Annotated in this window: 16 protein-coding genes; 11 read left to right on the top strand and 5 right to left on the bottom strand. The window is 68.7% G+C overall.

Annotated elements, in window-relative coordinates:
* Positions 1-177 precede the first annotated feature (177 nt).
* The 8 genes from V8201_RS04640 (at position 178) to V8201_RS04605 (ending at position 6,017) form a co-directional block, all read left to right on the top strand.
* Positions 178-1,275 carry a YjgN family protein gene (locus tag V8201_RS04640; RefSeq protein WP_336544604.1) on the top strand — a complete coding sequence of 366 codons (1,098 nt, stop codon included), beginning with the start codon at positions 178-180 and terminating at the stop codon, positions 1,273-1,275.
* A gap of 1 nt (position 1,276) precedes the next feature.
* On the top strand, positions 1,277-2,341 hold the full coding sequence (locus tag V8201_RS04635) for a M48 family metallopeptidase (protein ID WP_336544603.1): 1,065 nt from the start codon (positions 1,277-1,279) through the stop codon (positions 2,339-2,341).
* 73 nt (positions 2,342-2,414) lie between these two features.
* Complete coding sequence (locus tag V8201_RS04630) at positions 2,415-3,128, top strand: alpha/beta hydrolase (RefSeq protein ID WP_271300281.1); 714 nt, start codon at positions 2,415-2,417, stop codon at positions 3,126-3,128.
* Positions 3,125-3,958 carry a tetratricopeptide repeat protein gene (locus V8201_RS04625; protein WP_271300280.1) on the top strand — a complete coding sequence of 278 codons (834 nt, stop codon included), beginning with the start codon at positions 3,125-3,127 and terminating at the stop codon, positions 3,956-3,958. Before V8201_RS04630 ends, V8201_RS04625 begins: the two co-directional genes overlap by 4 nt.
* A 72-nt stretch (positions 3,959-4,030) precedes the next feature.
* Positions 4,031-4,480, top strand: a complete 450-nt coding sequence (locus tag V8201_RS04620; RefSeq protein WP_271300279.1) for a VOC family protein — start codon at positions 4,031-4,033, stop codon at positions 4,478-4,480.
* Between the two features lies 1 nt (position 4,481).
* Positions 4,482-5,210 carry a hydroxyacylglutathione hydrolase gene (gene gloB, locus V8201_RS04615; protein ID WP_336544602.1) on the top strand — a complete coding sequence of 243 codons (729 nt, stop codon included), beginning with the start codon at positions 4,482-4,484 and terminating at the stop codon, positions 5,208-5,210.
* Positions 5,211-5,244: 34 nt separating this feature from the next.
* Positions 5,245-5,661: a hypothetical protein gene (locus V8201_RS04610; protein WP_336544601.1), complete on the top strand. Its 417-nt coding sequence runs from the start codon at positions 5,245-5,247 to the stop codon at positions 5,659-5,661.
* Positions 5,658-6,017, top strand: coding sequence for a hypothetical protein (locus tag V8201_RS04605; protein WP_235199738.1), 360 nt, complete (start codon positions 5,658-5,660; stop codon positions 6,015-6,017). The genes V8201_RS04610 and V8201_RS04605 overlap by 4 nt, the downstream gene beginning before the upstream one ends.
* Positions 6,018-6,027: 10 nt before the next feature.
* Here the strand turns inward: V8201_RS04605 and V8201_RS04600 are convergent, their stop codons facing one another.
* The gene (locus V8201_RS04600; RefSeq protein ID WP_336544600.1) at positions 6,028-6,444 is read right to left on the bottom strand and encodes a c-type cytochrome; all 417 of its coding nucleotides are present in this window, start codon (positions 6,442-6,444) and stop codon (positions 6,028-6,030) included.
* Positions 6,445-6,498: 54 nt separating this feature from the next.
* Here V8201_RS04600 and V8201_RS04595 point away from each other — a divergent pair, with 54 nt between their 5' ends.
* Positions 6,499-6,873, top strand: a complete 375-nt coding sequence (locus V8201_RS04595) for a hypothetical protein (RefSeq protein WP_336544599.1) — start codon at positions 6,499-6,501, stop codon at positions 6,871-6,873.
* Here V8201_RS04595 and V8201_RS04590 read toward each other — a convergent pair.
* The 4 genes from V8201_RS04590 to V8201_RS04575 all read right to left on the bottom strand — a co-directional run bounded on the left by V8201_RS04590 (position 6,859) and on the right by V8201_RS04575 (position 11,892).
* Positions 6,859-8,298 (bottom strand): dihydrolipoamide acetyltransferase family protein, encoded by a 1,440-nt coding sequence (locus tag V8201_RS04590; RefSeq protein WP_336544598.1) that lies wholly within the window; start codon positions 8,296-8,298, stop codon positions 6,859-6,861. The genes V8201_RS04595 and V8201_RS04590 overlap by 15 nt on opposite strands.
* A 1-nt stretch (position 8,299) precedes the next feature.
* A complete protein-coding gene (locus V8201_RS04585; RefSeq protein WP_037534748.1) occupies positions 8,300-9,307 on the bottom strand; it encodes an alpha-ketoacid dehydrogenase subunit beta in 1,008 nt (335 codons plus the stop codon).
* Positions 9,308-9,479: 172 nt separating this feature from the next.
* The gene (locus V8201_RS04580) at positions 9,480-10,784 is read right to left on the bottom strand and encodes a thiamine pyrophosphate-dependent enzyme (RefSeq protein WP_037534508.1); all 1,305 of its coding nucleotides are present in this window, start codon (positions 10,782-10,784) and stop codon (positions 9,480-9,482) included.
* A gap of 106 nt (positions 10,785-10,890) precedes the next feature.
* Entirely contained in the window at positions 10,891-11,892 is a 1,002-nt protein-coding gene (locus V8201_RS04575) for a fumarylacetoacetate hydrolase family protein (protein WP_271300273.1), read from the bottom strand.
* 523 nt (positions 11,893-12,415) lie between these two features.
* Between V8201_RS04575 and V8201_RS04570 the strand changes: the two genes are divergently transcribed.
* Both V8201_RS04570 and V8201_RS04565 read left to right on the top strand, forming a co-directional pair.
* Positions 12,416-14,176, top strand: coding sequence for a CocE/NonD family hydrolase (locus V8201_RS04570; RefSeq protein ID WP_336544597.1), 1,761 nt, complete (start codon positions 12,416-12,418; stop codon positions 14,174-14,176).
* A 37-nt stretch (positions 14,177-14,213) separates the two neighbouring features.
* Positions 14,214-17,000: a TonB-dependent receptor plug domain-containing protein gene (locus V8201_RS04565; protein ID WP_037534510.1), complete on the top strand. Its 2,787-nt coding sequence runs from the start codon at positions 14,214-14,216 to the stop codon at positions 16,998-17,000.
* Positions 17,001-17,036 lie beyond the last annotated feature (36 nt).

The raw sequence follows: 17,036 nt of genomic DNA, 5'->3' as shown, positions 1-17,036 counted from the left end.
CCTCCAAACACCGCCAAGGCGAAGAGGCGCGTGAAGTGACATGATGACACACCCGCGCTGCCGCCGGTAAGCGATCATTGCCATCCCCTCTCCCTTCCGGCCCCGCCTTGCGATTAACCACATTCCCCCGTTGACCTACCCCGCCCGCTCCGCTCCACTCGCCGCGGGGGGACTATCATGAGCGATCCATCGGCGCCGGCACGGGCGTTCCGCTTCACCGGGCGGTGGCAGGATTATGCGCCGATCGCCTTCACCAATCTGCTGCTGACGATCGTCACGCTGGGCATCTACACCTTCTGGGGGCGGGCGCGGACGCGGCGTTATCTGTGGAGCCGGACGCGCTTCATCGACGACCGGCTCGAATATACCGGCACGGGGCTGGAGCTGTTCCTCGGCTATGTCATCGCCTTCTTCGTGATCGTGCTGCCGTTCGGCATCGTCAATCTCGCGATCCAGGGAACGCTGATGCGCGGGCATCAGGGTGCGGCGGCGGTGACCGGCATGATCGTCTATCTCGCCATCCTCTATCTGGTCGGCGTCGCGCGCTTCCGGGCGCTGCGCTACCGGCTCAGCCGCACCTATTGGCACGGCATCCGCGGCGGCAGCAGTCAGGCCGGACTCGGCTATGGCTGGCGCTATTTCTGGCAGACGATCGTCGCGACGTTCACCGTCTATCTGCTGATGCCCTGGTCGATGGTGCGGCTGTGGAACCAGCGCTGGAACGCGATGAGTTTCGGCTCGCTGCCGTTCCGCAGCCACGCGCGCTGGCAGCCGGTGTTCGGACGCTTCCTGCTCTTCTACCTCCTGCCGGTGATCCTGTTCGGCGCGGTGGCGCTGCTCGTCGCGGCGATTGGCTTCAGCGGAGGGTTCGACGGGCCGCGCCGCACCGTCCCCAGCCCCGGCATGGTATTGGCGATCGCGCTCGGTGGTCTCGCCTTCTATATCGTCTTCTTCGGCGTGCTCGGGCTCATCGCGATGACCTTCTACGCCGCCTTCTTCCGCGAGGCGGTGGGCGCGACGTCGCTGGGGTCGCTCGATTTCGGCTTCGAGGCGACGACGCGCGACTGGATCCTGCTCTACCTCGGCAATCTCGCGCTCGTCGTCGTCACCTTCGGGATCGGCGCGATCTTCCTGCAATATCGCAACTGGGCGTTCTTCATCCGCCACCTCAACGCCTATGGCGAGATCGCGGTGGATGATCTGCTCCAGTCGCGCGAGCGCGCGCCAGGTCAGGGCGAAGGGCTGCTCGATGCCTTCGATGTCGGCGCCTTCTGAGGTGAGCGACCCAAGCGCCGAGGTCTGGCATTACGACGGCCGCAGCGCGCTGCGCCGGTCGGCACGGCTGACCGTCGACGGCGACGACGGCTTCCGCCTCGTCGGCGACGGCGTCAGTGACGAGCGCCACGCCTTCGCCGCACTCACCCCCGCCGATGCCGATGGCGACCGGCGCAGCTTCGGACTGCGCGGACGGCCGGGCTGGCGGATCGGCCTCGCAGCTCCCGTGCCGCCGGAGATCGCCGCACGACTGCCGGGGGCGCAACGCTATGGCGGCTGGATCGACCGGCTCGGGCTGTGGCGGGCGGCGGCGATCTCCGCGATGCTCGCCGCGGTCGCGGTCGCGATCGTGCTGCAAACGCCGGCATTGCTTGCGCGGCTGATCCCGACCTCGGTCGAGCAGCGGCTCGGCGAGGTGATGGTCGGCGACTTCGGCCGCACCGGCTGCGGCGACCCCGCCGGCACCGCCGCGCTCGCCCGGCTGGCGCAGCGCATCGACCCTGACGACCCGACGCGCGACATCCACGTCGTCAAGCTGCCGATGGTCAATGCGGTGACGCTGCCCGGCGGGCGGATCGTCGTCTTCGACGGCCTGCTCCAGGCAGCGCGCTCGCCCGACGAGGTCGCCGGCGTGATCGGACATGAGATCGGCCATGTCCGCGGCCGCGACGTGATGGAATCGCTGCTGCGCCAGCTCGGCCTGTCGGTGCTGCTCGGCGGGATGGAGGGGCATGTCGGCGGCTATACCAATGCGTTGCTCGCCACTGCCTATTCGCGCGGGGCGGAGGCGCGTGCCGACGGCTATGCGATCCGGCTGCTCGACGAGGCGCATGTCTCGCCGCGCCCCACCGCCGCCTTCTTCGCCCGGCTGGCGAAGGCGCAGGCCGGCACCGAGCGGATGTTCGCCTATCTGGCCAGCCACCCCCTTTCCGACGCCCGCGCCGCGCGTTTCCGGACCAGTGCGAAGGCGGATGCGGGCTATACGCCTGCGCTCGATCCGGCGGACTGGCAGGCGCTGCGCGGCATCTGCCGCGGCGAGACCGACCGGATCGAATGGCGCTTCTAGCCGGCCGCCGCCGCGGTCAAGCGATGGAAAAGCCAAGGATGACGCACCCGCGCCGGCGCGATACAGAGCGGGGATGACTGCCCAGCGCCCCCGCCTCGCCTATCATCACACGCCCGGCACCGCGCCGACGATCGTCTTCCTGCCCGGCTATGCCTCCGACATGCAGGGCAGCAAGGCGCTTGCGCTCGAAGCCTGGGCGAAGGCGCGCGGCCGGGCCTTCCTGCGCTTCGACTACGGCGGCTGCGGGCAGAGCGAGGGCGTGTTCGAGGAGCAGACGCTGATCGGCTGGCGCGACGACGTGCTGGCGATGCTCGATCACGTCGCGCAGGGGCCGGTGGTGCTGGTCGGATCGTCGATGGGCGGCTGGCTGATGCTGCTCGCCGCCAAGGCGCGGCCCGAGCAGGTCGTCGCGCTGGTCGGCATAGCGCCCGCGCCCGATTTCACCGACTGGGGCTTCACCACCGAGGAGAAGATGACGATCCTCAGCGACGGCCGGATCGAGCGCGCCAATCCCTATGGCCCGGAGCCGACCGTCTACACCCGCGGTTTCTTCCAGGCGGGCGAAGCCAATCGGCTGATGTTCGGGACGATTCCCTTCGACGGCCCGGTGCGGCTGATCCAGGGACAGGCGGATGGCGACGTGCCGTGGCACCGCACCGTGCGGCTCGGCGAGATGATTCGTTCAGCCGACGTGCAGACGCTGCTGATCAAGGACGGCGACCACCGGCTGTCGCGCGAATCGGATATCGCGCTGATCATCCGGGCGACCGAGGACGTAATGCGATGATCCTGCTGCTGGCCGCGCTGATCCAGGCCGCCCCCGCCGCCGTACCGGTGGCGACCGCGAATCACGCCGCCGTACCGGTCGCGCCCGCCAAGGCGACCGTCCCCAACGTCGACGCACGCGAGCTGCGGTTCGCGCGCTGCCGCGCCCTCGCCCAGACCGATCCCGCCGCGGCGCAGGCCGAAGCGTTGCGCTGGTCGCTGCGCGGCGGCAGCTATTTCGCGCGCCAGTGCAATGGGCTGGCACTGGCGCAGCAGGGTGATTTCGCCGCCGCCGCGCTCGCCTTCACCGCCGCCGCCAAGGCCGCCGATGCCGCGCATGACAAGCGTGCCGCCAATTACTGGGCGCAGGCGGGCAATGCGCAGCTCGCCGCGGGCGACGTGCCGGCGGCGCGGGTCTCGCTCGACACCGCGCTGGTCGCGGGCACGCTCGAAGGCCTCGCGCTCGGCGAGGCGCGGCTCGATCATGCGCGCGCGCTGGTCGCGGCGAACGACCTGCCGGCGGCGCGGCGCGATCTCGATCTCGCTCTGGCGCAGGCGAGCGACGATCCCCTCGCCTGGCTGCTGTCGGCGACGCTGGCGCGGCGAATGAACAATCTGACCCGCGCGCGGACCGATATCGGCGAGGCGCTGCGCCGCTCGCCCGACGATGCCTCGGTGCAGCTCGAGGCGGGCAATATCGCCGCGCTCGCGCAGGACGAGGCGGGCGCGCGCGCGGCATGGTCGGCGGCGGCACGGCTCGCCCCCGATGCGCCCGCCGGCCGCAACGCGCGCGCCGCGCTCGCCCAGTTCGGGGACGCCCCGGCCGCGGCGAAGCCACCGACGGGACGTTGATCGCTACGGACACCCTCTGGCCTGCCGGGCGTTGCAGGGGTACATCGCTTCCGTCAAAATCAGGACCCGGCCATGCACTATCTCCACACGATGATCCGCGTCAGCGATCCAGACGCGACGATCGCCTTCTTCCGCCTGCTCGGGCTCGAGGAGGTGCGGCGGATCGAGAATGAGGCGGGGCGGTTCACGCTGATCTTCCTCGCCACCGCGGAGGATCAGAAGATCGGCGATCGCCGCGCCGAGGTCGAGCTGACCTACAATTGGCCTGCCGAGGACGGTACTCCGCCGGAAACCTATGGCAGCGGCCGCAACTTCGGCCACCTCGCCTATCGCGTCGACAATATCTACGACAGCTGCCAACGGCTGATGGACGCAGGCGTGACGATCAACCGCCCGCCGCGCGACGGCAACATGGCCTTCGTCAAGACGCCCGACGGCATCTCGATCGAGCTGCTCCAGGCCGGCGCCGCGCTCGCCCCTGCCGAACCCTGGGCGTCGATGCCGAACACCGGGAGCTGGTGAGATGACGCTGGCGATCGTCCGCGTGCCGGTGCTCGCCGACAATTATGCGTGGCTGATCCACGATCCGGCGAGCGGCGAGACGGTGGCGGTCGATCCCGGCGAAGCGGCACCGGTCCAGGCCGAAGCCGCGGCCCGCGGCTGGACGATCGGGCAGGTGTGGACGACGCACTGGCATCCCGATCACACCGGCGGCAATGCCGCGCTGCAGGCGCAGGGCGCCCGGATCATCGGCCTGGCGGCCGAGGCGGACAAGATTCGAACGCTCGACGCGACCGTCGGCGAAGGCGATCGTGTACGGATCGGCGCGGTCGAGGCGGCGGTGTGGCATGTCCCGGGGCATACCGCCGGCCATATCGCCTTCCATATCGAGGCGGCCGATGCGATCTTCACCGGCGACACGCTGTTCGCGCTCGGCTGCGGCCGATTGTTCGAGGGCACGCCGGCGGAGATGTTCGCCAACATGCAACGCTATGCGACCCTGCCCGGCGCGACGCAGGTCTATTGCGGGCACGAATATACCGAATCGAACGGCCGCTTCGCCCTCACCGTCGAGCCGGACAATGCCGCGCTCGTCGCGCGGATGGCGACGGTGACCGCGCAGCGCGCGGCCGGCGAGGCGACGGTGCCGACGACGATCGGCGTGGAGCGCGCGACCAATCCCTTCCTCCGCGCTGCCGATGCCGAGGCCTTCGCGACGATGCGCGCCGCCAAGGACAGTTTTCGCGGCTGAGACGTTTTGTAACCCGGTGCAGGAGGTTTCGATGATGATCCCAAGGCCATTCGTCGCTCTGGCGGCCATCGCCATCGCCGGCTGCACCCAGACCCCCCGGGAACTCGCGCGCGCGCAGCAGGCATCCGCCACCGCCGCCGCCGATCTCGCCAAGGAACTCGCCGGCCTGACGCCGAGCAACAGCACCACCTGCCTGCCGCCCTTCCCGACGACCCAGGTCAAGGCCTTCGGCCCGACGCTGGTCTACGTGGTCAGCAACGGCGTCAAATATCGCAGCGACACGGCGGGCGGCTGCGAGCGCGTCGGCCGCGGTGATATCCTGATCACACGCACGCCGACCGGTCAATTGTGCCGGGGCGACATCGCGACGACGGTCGATTCGGCCAGCCGCACGTTCAGCGGCAGCTGCTCGTTCGGCCCCTTCGTCCGCTACAGCAAGAGCGGCAAATGATCCGGCCGCTCGCTCTCGTCGCGCTCGCACTGCCGCTGCTCGCCGCCAAGTCCGACCCGTTCGCCGGACTGGTCGCCCAGCCGCCGGTCGATTGCATCAGCCTGTCGAACAACGACGGGCCGAGCGTGATCGACGGCCAGACCATCCTCTATCGCCGCGGCGCCGGGCGGGTGTGGCGGACGGGGCCGGTCGGCGCCTGCCCCTCGCTCGCGCCGCTGACGACGCTGGTGGTCGAAGTCTATGGCGGGCAATTGTGCCGCAACGATCGTTTCCGGGTGATCACGCCGGGCATGTCGATCCCCTCGGCCTATTGCCGCTTCGATCGCTTCACGCCTTATGTGAAGGCGGCGAAATAGCCGGCACGGCTCAACGCTGCTCCTTCAGGTAAGCGATGACATCCGCCCGGTCGAGCGGGTCGGCGAGCCCGGGAAAGCCCATCGACGTGCCCGGCGCGAACGCCTGCGGATCGGCGAGCCATGCGTCGAGCCGCTCGAGCGTCCAGCGACCGCCGATCCGTTGCAGCGCGGCGGTATAGCCGAAGCGCGGGCTGACGCCGGCGACCGGCGCGCCGACCACGCCGAACAGCGTCGGGCCGTTGCGGTCGGGGGCGCCGCGGTGCACCGCATGGCAGGCGGCGCAACGGGCGAAGAGCCGCTCGCCTGCCCGCGCATCGGCGACGCGCGCCCAGTCGGCACGGTCGGGCGATGGCCCCGCCGCCGCCCGCCGCGCCGCACGATCGTCCGCCGAACAGGCCGCGAGCAGCAGGCAGGCGCCGGTCAGCATGCCGCGACTAAGGCCGCTACGGACTTGTTTACATTTGTCGATTATCGACACGTCATGGCTCATCCGATCCTGCCTCTCGCGCTCGTCGCGGCGGCCGCCGTCCTGGCGCCAGCGCCGGCCACCGGCCCGACCTATGCACCGCAACGCCCGCGGCTCGCCAGCGGCGTCGCGCAACAGGCGTATTTCGCGCGGCGTCTGATCCAGACCGGGCAGCGGATCGATCAGCGCCAGCGCGCCGGGCTGATCGCATCCGGCCCCGCGACCTTCATGCGGCAGGATCTCGCCCGCGTCCGCGACGGCGTCGGCCGTACCTTCGCGCGCGGCGTCGCGCTCACGCCGGGCGAGCGCGACAGCTACGATCTGATGCTGCGCCGGGTCGAACGTCGGATCGCCGCGGCGGAGCGCCGCTCGCGGTCAGTCGGCGAATAGCAGCACCGGTGTTTCGAGCTGGCGCTTGAGCGCCTGGACGTAGCTCGCCGCATCCCAGCCGTCGACGACGCGGTGATCGCAGCTGATCGATACGTTCATCAGCTTGGCGCGGCGGATCTCGTCGCCCCCTCCCGGTACCTTGGCGCCGGTGAACACCGGGCGTTCGACGATCCGGTTGGGGCCGATGATCGCCACCTCGGGCCGGTTGATCACCGGCGTGGTGGCGATGCCGCCGAGCGGCCCCAGCGAGGTGACGGTGATCGTGCCGTTGCCCAGCTCGTCGGGGCGCAGCTTGTTGGCGCGCGCCGCCTCGGCCAGGCGGGCGATCTCGGTCGCGAGCTGCCAGACGTTGCGGTCCTGCGCGTCGCGGATCACCGGCACGGTCAGCCCCGCATCGGTCTGCGTCGCCATGCCGAGATGGACGCGGCCCGAGCGCGTCACCACGCCCGCCTCGTCGTCATAGCGCGCGTTGAGCATCGGGAAGTCGGGCAAGGTGCGGCAGATCGCGACGATCAGCAGCGGCAGCAGGGTGAGCTTGGGCCGCTGGCCGCGATGATCGTTGAGGTCGGCGCGCATGCCTTCGAGCGCGGTGACGTCGATCTCGTCGACATAGGTGAAATGCGGGATATGCCGCTTCGCCGCGGCCATATTCTCGGCGATGCGACGCCGCATGCCGATGACGCGGACCTGCTCGTCGGCGCGCGCGCGACTCGCACCGGGCGCTTGATAGCCCTGGCCGGCATTGTAGCGGAGGAAGGCGTCGAGATCGGCATGGCGGATGCGATCGGCGTCGGTCTTCACCTGCGCGAGGTCGATGCCGAGATCGCGGGCGCGGGCACGCACCGCGGGGGATGCGAGCACCGGGGCGTGGCCGGTGGTGGCTGCGCTGTCCTCCGCCCGTGATGGCCCCGAACTGGTCGGGCCTGTCGCCTCGCTCCCCTTCCCCGTCAGCCCTGCGCTCGTCGCAGGACGGGTTTCCCCGGGCGTGCGGCCCGCGTCCCCTGCTTCGACAGGCTCAGCACCAACGATATTCGCGGTAACGCGCTTGGCAGAGACACCGGGCGCCGGGCCGGTAGCAGCGCTCTGCGCCTCCTCCACCCCCGGATTCTCCGCCTCATATTGCGCCGCCACCTCGGCCTGTTCCGCGCTCGGCGGTGCCGCCGCCACCGTATCGCCGGCGGCCGCCTCGGTCTCGATCACCACCAGCGCGGCGCCGATCGCGACCTGATCGCCGACCTCGCCGGCGAGTTCGACGACGACGCCCGCAACCGGCGATTCCATCTCGACGGTCGCCTTGTCGGTCATCATGTCGGCGATATTCTGGTCTTCCTCGACCCGGTCGCCGACCGCGACATGCCAGGCGACGATCTCGGCCTCGGCGATGCCTTCGCCGATGTCCGGCAGCTTGAAGGTGAAGCGGGCCATCCTATGCGTCCTTCATGATCTTCTTGAGGGCCTGGCCGATCCGCACCGGCCCCGGAAAATACGCCCATTCGAGGCTGTGCGGATAGGGCGTGTCATAGCCGGTGACGCGTTCGATCGGCGCTTCGAGATGGTAGAAGCAACGCTCCTGCACCAGCGCCGACAGCTCCGCGCCGAAGCCGCTGGTCCGCGTCGCCTCGTGGACGATCATGCAGCGGCCGGTCTTCTTCACCGATTCCTCGATCGCCTCGATGTCGAGCGGCACCAACGTGCGCAGATCGATGATCTCGGCATCGACGCCCTGTTCGGCGACCACCGCGGTGCAGACGTGGACCATCGTGCCGTAGCAGAGGATGGTCAGCGCCTCGCCCTCGCGCACCACCGCCGCCTTGCCGAGCGGGACCTTGTAGTAACCGGTCGGCACCTCGCCAGCGGGATGCTTCGACCAATTCTCCGACGGGCGATCCCAATAGCCGTTGAACGGGCCGTTGTAGATGCGCTTGGGTTCGAAGAAGAGGACGGGATCATTGTCCTCGATCGCCGCGATCAGCAGGCCCTTGGCGTCATAGGGCGTCGCCGGGATCACCGTCTTGATGCCGGAGACGTGGGTGAAGATGCCTTCCGGGCTCTGGCTGTGCGTCTGGCCGCCAAAGATGCCGCCGCCGAACGGCGATCGCACCGTCATCGGGCTGATGAACTCGCCCGCCGAACGATAGCGCAGCCGCGCCGCCTCGCTGACCAACTGGTCGAGCGCCGGGTAGATGTAATCGGCGAACTGGATTTCGGGCACCGGGCGCAGGCCATAGGCGCCCATGCCGATCGCGACGCCGATGATCCCCGTCTCGGTGATCGGCGTATCGAAGACCCGGGTCTTGCCGTATTTCGCCTGCAGCCCGGCGGTGGCGCGGAACACGCCGCCGAAATAGCCGACGTCCTCGCCCATCACCAGCACGTCGGGATCGCGCGCCATGCAGATGTCGAGCGCCGAATTGATCGCCTGGATCATGTTCATGCGGGTGGTGGGTTCGTCTTCGTTCATCGTCACGCCAAAATCCTCCCCGGCACGGGGACCAGCCGCAGGCTGGTGGAGGGGGCGCTCCACCAGCGATGCGTCTGGGGCAGCCCCCCTCCACCAGCTTCGCTGGTCCCCCTCCCCGTGCCGGGGAGGAATGCAAACGCGGCCATTACTTGCGCGCCCATGGCCGGCCGCTCGCCTCTTCCTCGGCGATCATCTGCTGCTGCTGTTCGCGCAGGTGCCACGGCATCTCCTCGAACACGCCGTCGAACAGCGAATCAAGCGGCTGGTGCAGGCCATGGCCGAGGATGCCGTTCTTCTCGGCCTCCTTCTGCTCGGCGCGGACATATTCGGCGAGCTCGCGATCCTGCGCGGCGTGACGCGCCTCGTCCCATTCGCCGAGCGTGATCAGATGCTGTTTCAGCCGCGCGATCGGATCGCCGAGCGGCCAGGCATTGGGCTCGCCGGCGCTGCGATATTGCGTCGGATCGTCGGAGGTCGAATGACCTTCGGCGCGATAGGTGAAATGCTCGATCAGCGTCGGGCCCTGATTGGTCCGCGCGCGCTCCGCCGCCCATAAGGTCGCGGCATAGACCGCCAGCGCATCATTGCCGTCGACGCGCAGCCCGGCGATGCCATAGCCGATCGCGCGCGCCGCGAAGGTCGTCGCCTCGGCGCCGGCGAAGCCCGAAAAGCTGCTGATCGCCCATTGGTTGTTGACGACGTTGAAGATCACCGGCGCGCGATAGACCGCGGCGAAGGTGCAGGCGGAGTGGAAGTCGCCCTCCGCGGTCGATCCCTCGCCGCACCAGGCGGCGGCGATGCGCGTGTCGCCCTTGGCGGCGGAGGCCATCGCCCAGCCGACCGCCTGGGGATATTGCGTCGTCAGATTGCCCGAGATCGAGAAGAAGCCGTGATCGCGCGCCGAATACATGATCGGCAGCTGCTTGCCCTGCAACTTGTCACCACGGTTCGAATAGATCTGGTTCATCATCTCGACCAGCGGATAGCCGCGCGCGATGAGCAGCCCCTGCTGGCGATAGGAGGGGAAACACATGTCGTCGTCGGCGAGCGCCTGCGCCGCGGCGATCGCCACCGCCTCCTCGCCGGTCGCCTTCATGTAGAAGCTGGTCTTGCCCTGGCGCTGCGCACGGAACATCCGCTCGTCGAAGGCCCGCAGCAGCGCCATGTTGCGCAGCATGCGGCGCAGCGTATCCGGCGACAGCTTCGGGTCCCAGGCGCCGACCGCGCGGCCCTCCTCGTCGAGCACGCGGACGAGCGTATAGGCGAGTTCGGGGAAGTCCTTCGCCGGTGCGGCGGTGTCGGGGCGGCGGGCGGCGCCGGCGGGCGGCACCTCGATCCCGACGAAGTCGACCGCATCGCCCGGGCGGAATTTCGGCTCGGGCACGTGCAGCGTCAGCCCGGGCAGATTCCGGGGCGGTGCATCGGCGCGAGGCAACTCGCTGGCCACCATCTCTCTCCTCGACGCGCGACCGGGAGGTCGGCGCTGTTGTTGGATCGTGTTGCGCGCCTGTAATTAAATTTCAAGCGTCTTTTCGATGGATAGTGGCCTGTCGAGGTCAGGCGACGGTCTGTTCGATCACCCCGAAGATCGGATGGTGGCGATCGTCCTCCGCCCAGATACGCACCGTATCGCCCGATCGGAGGAACGGCGTGACCGGCTTGCCGCCCGCGATCGTCTCGATCGTGCGCAGCTCGGCGAGGCAGGAATAGCCGACGCCGCCCGCCGCGATCGTCTGGCCCGGCCCGCCGTCGGGACCGCGGTTGGAGACGGTGCCCGAGCCGACGATCGTCCCCGCCCCGAGCGCGCGCGTCCTCGCCGCATGCGCGATCAGCGTGCCGAAGTCGAAGGTCATGTCCTCGCCCGCATCGGCACGACCGAACGGCTGGCCATTGAGATCGACGTGCAGCGCGCGGTGCAGCCTGCCGTCGCGCCACCAGTCGCCCAAGGCGTCGGGCGTGACGAAGACCGGCGAGAAGGCGCTCGCCGGCTTCGACTGGAAGAAGCCGAAGCCCTTGGCGAGCTCGCCGGGAATGAGGTTGCGCAGCGACACGTCGTTGGTCAGCCCGACCAGCCGCACCGCGGCGAGCGCCGCGTCGCGGCTCGCCCCCATCGGCACGTCGCCGGTGACGACCACCACCTCCGCCTCGAAATCGCAGCCCCAGCTTTCGTCGGCGAGCGGAATTGCGTCGCGCGGGCCGAGGAAGCCGTCCGATCCGCCCTGGTACATCAGCGGATCGTGCCAGAAGCTGTCGGGCATCTCCGCGCCGCGCGCCTGCCGGACGAGCGCGACATGGTTCACATAGGCCGAGCCGTCCGCCCATTGATAGGCGCGCGGCAGCGGCGCGGCGGCGTCATGTTCGTGGAAGCGCAGCCGCGGGATGACCGCATGATCGAGATCGGTGGCGAGGTTGCGCAGATCGGGGAGCAGCCGGTCCCAATCGTCGAGCGCCGCCTGCAACGTCGGCGCGATCTGCGTCGCCTCGGCATACCAGGCGCAATCGCTGGATACGACGACGAGCCTGCCGTCACGGCCGTGCTTCAGACTGGCGAGTTTCATCAGGCGCATCCTCTCATCGTTGGCGTGAGAGTGTATCGGCAGCGTCGCACGGTTGCGACGGAAAAGTATCGGACGTTACGACAGGGTCGCGCGACGGCTGGAACGCGCGACCTCGTTCCGCAATCTACCCCGTTCGGTTTGCAAATGGGTGAGGAGGGAATCGGGCGATCGCGACCGGGGCAAGACAAAGCCAGAGGCAGGCAAAGCCGAACCTCGGCAGCGTCTCGATCGTCCGGAATGCCCCTGCGTCCGCCATCCGGCCATGACCGAGGCGCAAGCTTCAAACCCAAGAGTTCCCGCGGCGGTCCGAACGTGTTTTCCGCCTGTCTAGGACCGCAGAAGGCCGATCCCGCCGTCAACGACAGCACGATGCGGATGCCGTCGTCGTCCCTCATGTGTCCGGATGCGGGCGAGACCACCCGGTCCATAATAAGTTTTCTTATATAACAGTTGTATAATCATACAAAATGTGGTCTCCACGATTTCACGGTGCTCGCAGAAGCTGCCGGGATAGGAGAGGATGATGGCGGTTTTACGCTATGCGCTGCCGTGCGCCGCTGCGATCGGGCTCGCCGGACTGACGACCCTGGCAGGTGCGCAGACCGATGTGATCGCGACCGTGCGTGACGATCCGTCGGTGGTCCGTTCGTCCTTCTATTTGCCGGTACGCGACGGCACCCGCCTCGCGGTAAACGTCTACCGCCCCGCCGACGGCGGCAAGGCGCGCGCTGGGCGCTTTCCGGTCGTCTTTGCCTTCACCCCGTACCGGGCGCGCTACCGCAAGGACGGCGAACTCGTCGATCTGATCGACTCGACGACCTTCGGGCTGCGCGATCTCGTCCATGCCGGCTATGTCGTCGCCACCGCCGACGTGCGCGGCAAGGGCGCCTCGTTCGGGGCGCGACGCGGCTTCCTCGACCAGACCGAGGCCCATGACGGCTATGATATCGTCCAGTGGCTTGCGGCCCGCCCCTACACCACCGGCAAGGTCGGCCTCACCGGCTGCTCCTATCTCGGCGGCAGCGCGATGCTCGTTGCGGGCGCGCTGCCACCGGCGTTGAAGGCGGTGTTCGCCGCGGCGACCGACATCGACAAATATGCCTTCGTCCGCAACGGCGGCATCACCGCCCAGTTCAATACCCGCCCCGACGAACCGCTCGATGTCGACCTGGCGAGCGTACCGGTCGACGCCGATCGCGACGGCGCGCTGCTCCGCGAAGCGGTCGCCGACCATGTTCGCAATACGCCGATGGCACCGCTGTGGGCCGGAATGCCGTATCGCGACAGCGTCTCGCCGCTCACCGGCAACCGCTATTGGGAAGAGGTCGGCCCCTATACCCACCTCAAGGCGCTGCAAAGCCCGCAGCTCGCCTGGTATCTGTGGGGCAATTGGAACGACGAGCCGACCGAACAGATCATCCAGGCCGCGGCCAATCTCGACGCCAAGCTGATCGTCGGGCCGGGCAGCCATTGCGAACCGCCCAAGGTGTTCGACATCGTCGGCGAACAGAAGCGCTTCTTCGATCGCTATCTGAAGGACGTCGACAACGGCATCGATCGCGAGCCGCGCTATAGCTGGTGGCAGGAACGGCAGGGCGGCGGCACACTCGTCCATCGCGCCCGTCTGCCCGGCACCGGGATCGGCCGCACCGCCATCTACCTCACGGCCGCGGCCAACGATACGCCTGCCGCGGTCGATTCCTGCAGCCTCTCCTTGCGCGCCGGCACCGCGGCACCGCGCCCCTTCCGCGTCGATTATGACGTCGCCACCAAGGATTATTTCCAGTTCTGGCCGAGCCCGCTCGACGGCAAGGGTCTGACCTTCACCAGCCGTCCGCTCGCCGCAGATGCGGCGATCGAGGGCTTTCCGATCCTTACCGTACGGGCCGCGATCGACCGCCCCGACGGCAATGTCTTTGGGTATCTCGAGTCGGTCGATCCGACGGGCAAGGTGACGATGCTCGCCTTCGGCCGGTTGGCGATGAGCCATCGCAAGACCGGTGTCGCGCCCTACAACCACCTCGACCTGCCCTATCACTCGGGGCTTAGGGCCGATGTCGCACCGGCGACGCCGGGTCGGGCGGAGACGCTCACCTTCGCGCTGTCGCCGCGGGCCTATACGATCCCCGCCGGGCATCGGCTGCGCGTGACGATCACCGGCGCCGACCCGCGCCAGCGCAACCTGCCCGCCATCCGCGACGCACTGGCGCGGACGGTGACGCTGACCACCGGTGCCGCCTCGCACATCGACATCCCCTTCACCGCGCCGGTCCGCTTCCGCTGACGCGCCTGGTCGCCCGACTTCATCAAGGATACGGATCATGCATCGCATCACGTCGCGTCGTCGCCTTGCCCTCGTCTCCGGTGTCGCGCTCGCCGCGCTCGGCTGGAGCAATCTTGCCGCCGCACAGGACACGCCGTCACCGGCCACCGACAGCGTCACGCCGGCCGACGGGCAGAGCGCCTCGCAGCAGGGCCGCACTGGTGCCCCCGCCCCGGTACAGTCCGACGCTGCCGCCGCCGGGCCGGTGACGATCGGCGCGGAGGACGTCCCTGCCGCTGACATCGTCGTCACCGGCAGCCGGATCCGCGGCGCCGCGCCGGTCGGATCAAGCGTCATCGCGATCGACCGCCGCGCGATCGAGGCATCGGGGGCGGTCACGACCGATCGGCTGATCAAGGAGATTCCGCAGGTCTTCGATCTCGGCACGTCGGAAAACTCACGCGGCCAGTCGGGCGGCAACAGCAACATCACCTTCGGCAACGCAATCAATATCCGCGGCATCGGCCCCTATGCGACGCTGACGATCCTCGACGGCCACCGCGTCGTCAACAACAGCCGCTCGGTCGATCCGTCGATCATCCCTTCGCTCGGGCTCGAACGCGTCGAGGTGGTCGCCGATGGCGCCTCCGCCGTCTATGGATCGGACGCGATCGCCGGCGTCGTCAACCTGATCCCGCGCCGCACCCTCAACGGTGTCGAGACGATCGCGCGGATGGGCGCGGCACGCAATTTCCACGAGAGCCAGTTCGGCATCGCCGCGGGCAAGACCGGCGACTGGGGCCAGGTGATGGTCGCCTACGAACACGTCTTCCGCAGCAATCTGTCGGGCGACAATCGCGACTTCTTCACCAGCGACCAGCGCCGCTACGGCGGCCGCGATTTCCGCGTCAGCCAGTGTAATCCCGGCACGCTCACCGTCGGCGGGCGCAATTACGCCATTCCGCAGGGCGGCGTGACACCGGCGAGCGCCGGGCAGCTGGTGGCCGGCACCGCCAACCTCTGCGAAGGCTTCACCGGCCAGGACCTGTTTCCGGAGACGCGCTACGACAGCGCCAACGCCACCTTTACCGTCCACCTCACCGACTGGCTCGACGCGTTCGGCGACGGTTATTATTCGAAACGCCAGTTCAAGCGGTTCGGCGGCTATACCGGCGCGACGGTGAGCGTGCCGGGAACCAATGCCTTCTTCACCCGCCCGCCCGGCACGACCGGCGCGGAAACGGTACAGATCCGCCTCGACGATCTGCCCAACAATCTGTCGTTCGGCTCGACCGAAAGCTGGCAGACCGCCGGCGGCCTGCGCGCCAAGTTCGGCGGTTGGGAGGTGCAGGGGCAGGTGATCTACGGCCGCAACGACGACGTGTCGAACACCCCCAACGGGATCAACACACCCGCGCTCAACGCCGCACTCGCCAGCTCGAACCCGGCGACCGCCTTCGATCCCTATGGCCTCGGCCGCACCTCGGCGGCGGTGCTCGCCGCGATCAACGATCAGGTGTTCAACGCGCCGACGCGCAACCGCTTCACCGGCGTCGAGGCGACGGTCAACGGCACGCTGTTCGACCTGCCCGGCGGCGGCGTCAAGCTCGCCGCGGGCTATGAGCGGCAGGAGCTGGAGGTCGCGCTCGGCATCCAGCGCGGCGCGCCGACCAGCCCGCTCACCTTCCGCGACTATGACCGCCAGGTCGATTCCGGTTATGCAGAACTCTACGTGCCGATCTTCGGCTCGGCCAATGCCCTGCCCGGGCTGCGCCGGCTCGAGCTCACCGCTGCGGTTCGTTACGACAAATATAGCGATGTCGGCAGCACCACCAATCCCAAGTTCGGCGCCAACTGGTCGCCGCTGCGCGGGCTGGTGATCCGCGGCAGCTACGGCACGTCGTTCCGCGCGCCGCTGTTCTCGCAGATCTACGGCAACAGCTCGAACATCTTCGTCCAGCCCTATGCCGATCCGGCGCTGGGCGGCGCGATCGTCCAGGGTGCGGCTCTGTCCGGCGGCAATACCGCGCTGCGCCCGGAGGAGGCGACCACCTGGTCGGCCGGGCTCGACTGGGATCCGCTGCCCGGCGGGCGGATCAGCCTGACCTATTTCGACGTCAACTACACCGGACAGGTCGACAGCTACCTCGGCGATCTCGCCATCCTCAGCCGGGAGGCGCAATTCGCCGGCACCGGCGTCATCCTGCGCGGCGCCGCCGCCGCGGCGCGCGTGCAGGAGCTGCTCGCGCAGGGTATCACCATCGCGCGCGGCGTGCTCCCCGCCAATCCGACGCTGTTCATCGACGGCCGGACCCAGAACCTCGGCCGCTCGAAGACCAGCGGCATCGATGCGGTGGCAAGCTATACCTTCGACACGAACGGCGCCGGCCGCTTCACGCTCAATGCCAACGCCACCTATCTGACCCGCTACCGCAGCGCGATCACTCCGGCGGGCGACCTGATCGATCGCCGCAACACCGTGTTCAATCCGCTCAAGTTCAAGGGTCGCGGCAGTCTCTACTGGGCTTATGACGGCGCCAACACGCGGCTTACCGTCAATCATGTCGGCGGCTATGACAATAACACCCTGCCCAACAACGGCGTGCAGAAGGTCGCGAGCTATACCACCGTCGACCTCGGCGTGACCTTCGATGTCGGCGATCCGGCGAGCCGCAGCCTGTTCGCCGGCGGCTTCAGCGTGTCGTTCGATGCGCTCAACCTGTTCGACCGCAAGCCGCCGTTCCTCGATTTCGCGCCGACGATCAACGGCAGCGGCGGCTATGACGCCACCGCCGCCAATCCCGTCGGGCGCGAGATCGCGGTGACGCTGCGCAAGCGCTTCTGACGATGATCCGGGCTGGCCGATCCTTGCGGAGACCGA

It is taken from the genome of Sphingomonas kyungheensis, assembly GCF_037120395.1.
Classification (GTDB): Bacteria; Pseudomonadota; Alphaproteobacteria; order Sphingomonadales; family Sphingomonadaceae; genus Sphingomonas; species Sphingomonas kyungheensis.
Note: the sequence above shows the minus strand (reverse complement) of the source record. Positions and strands in the feature narration are given on the sequence as shown.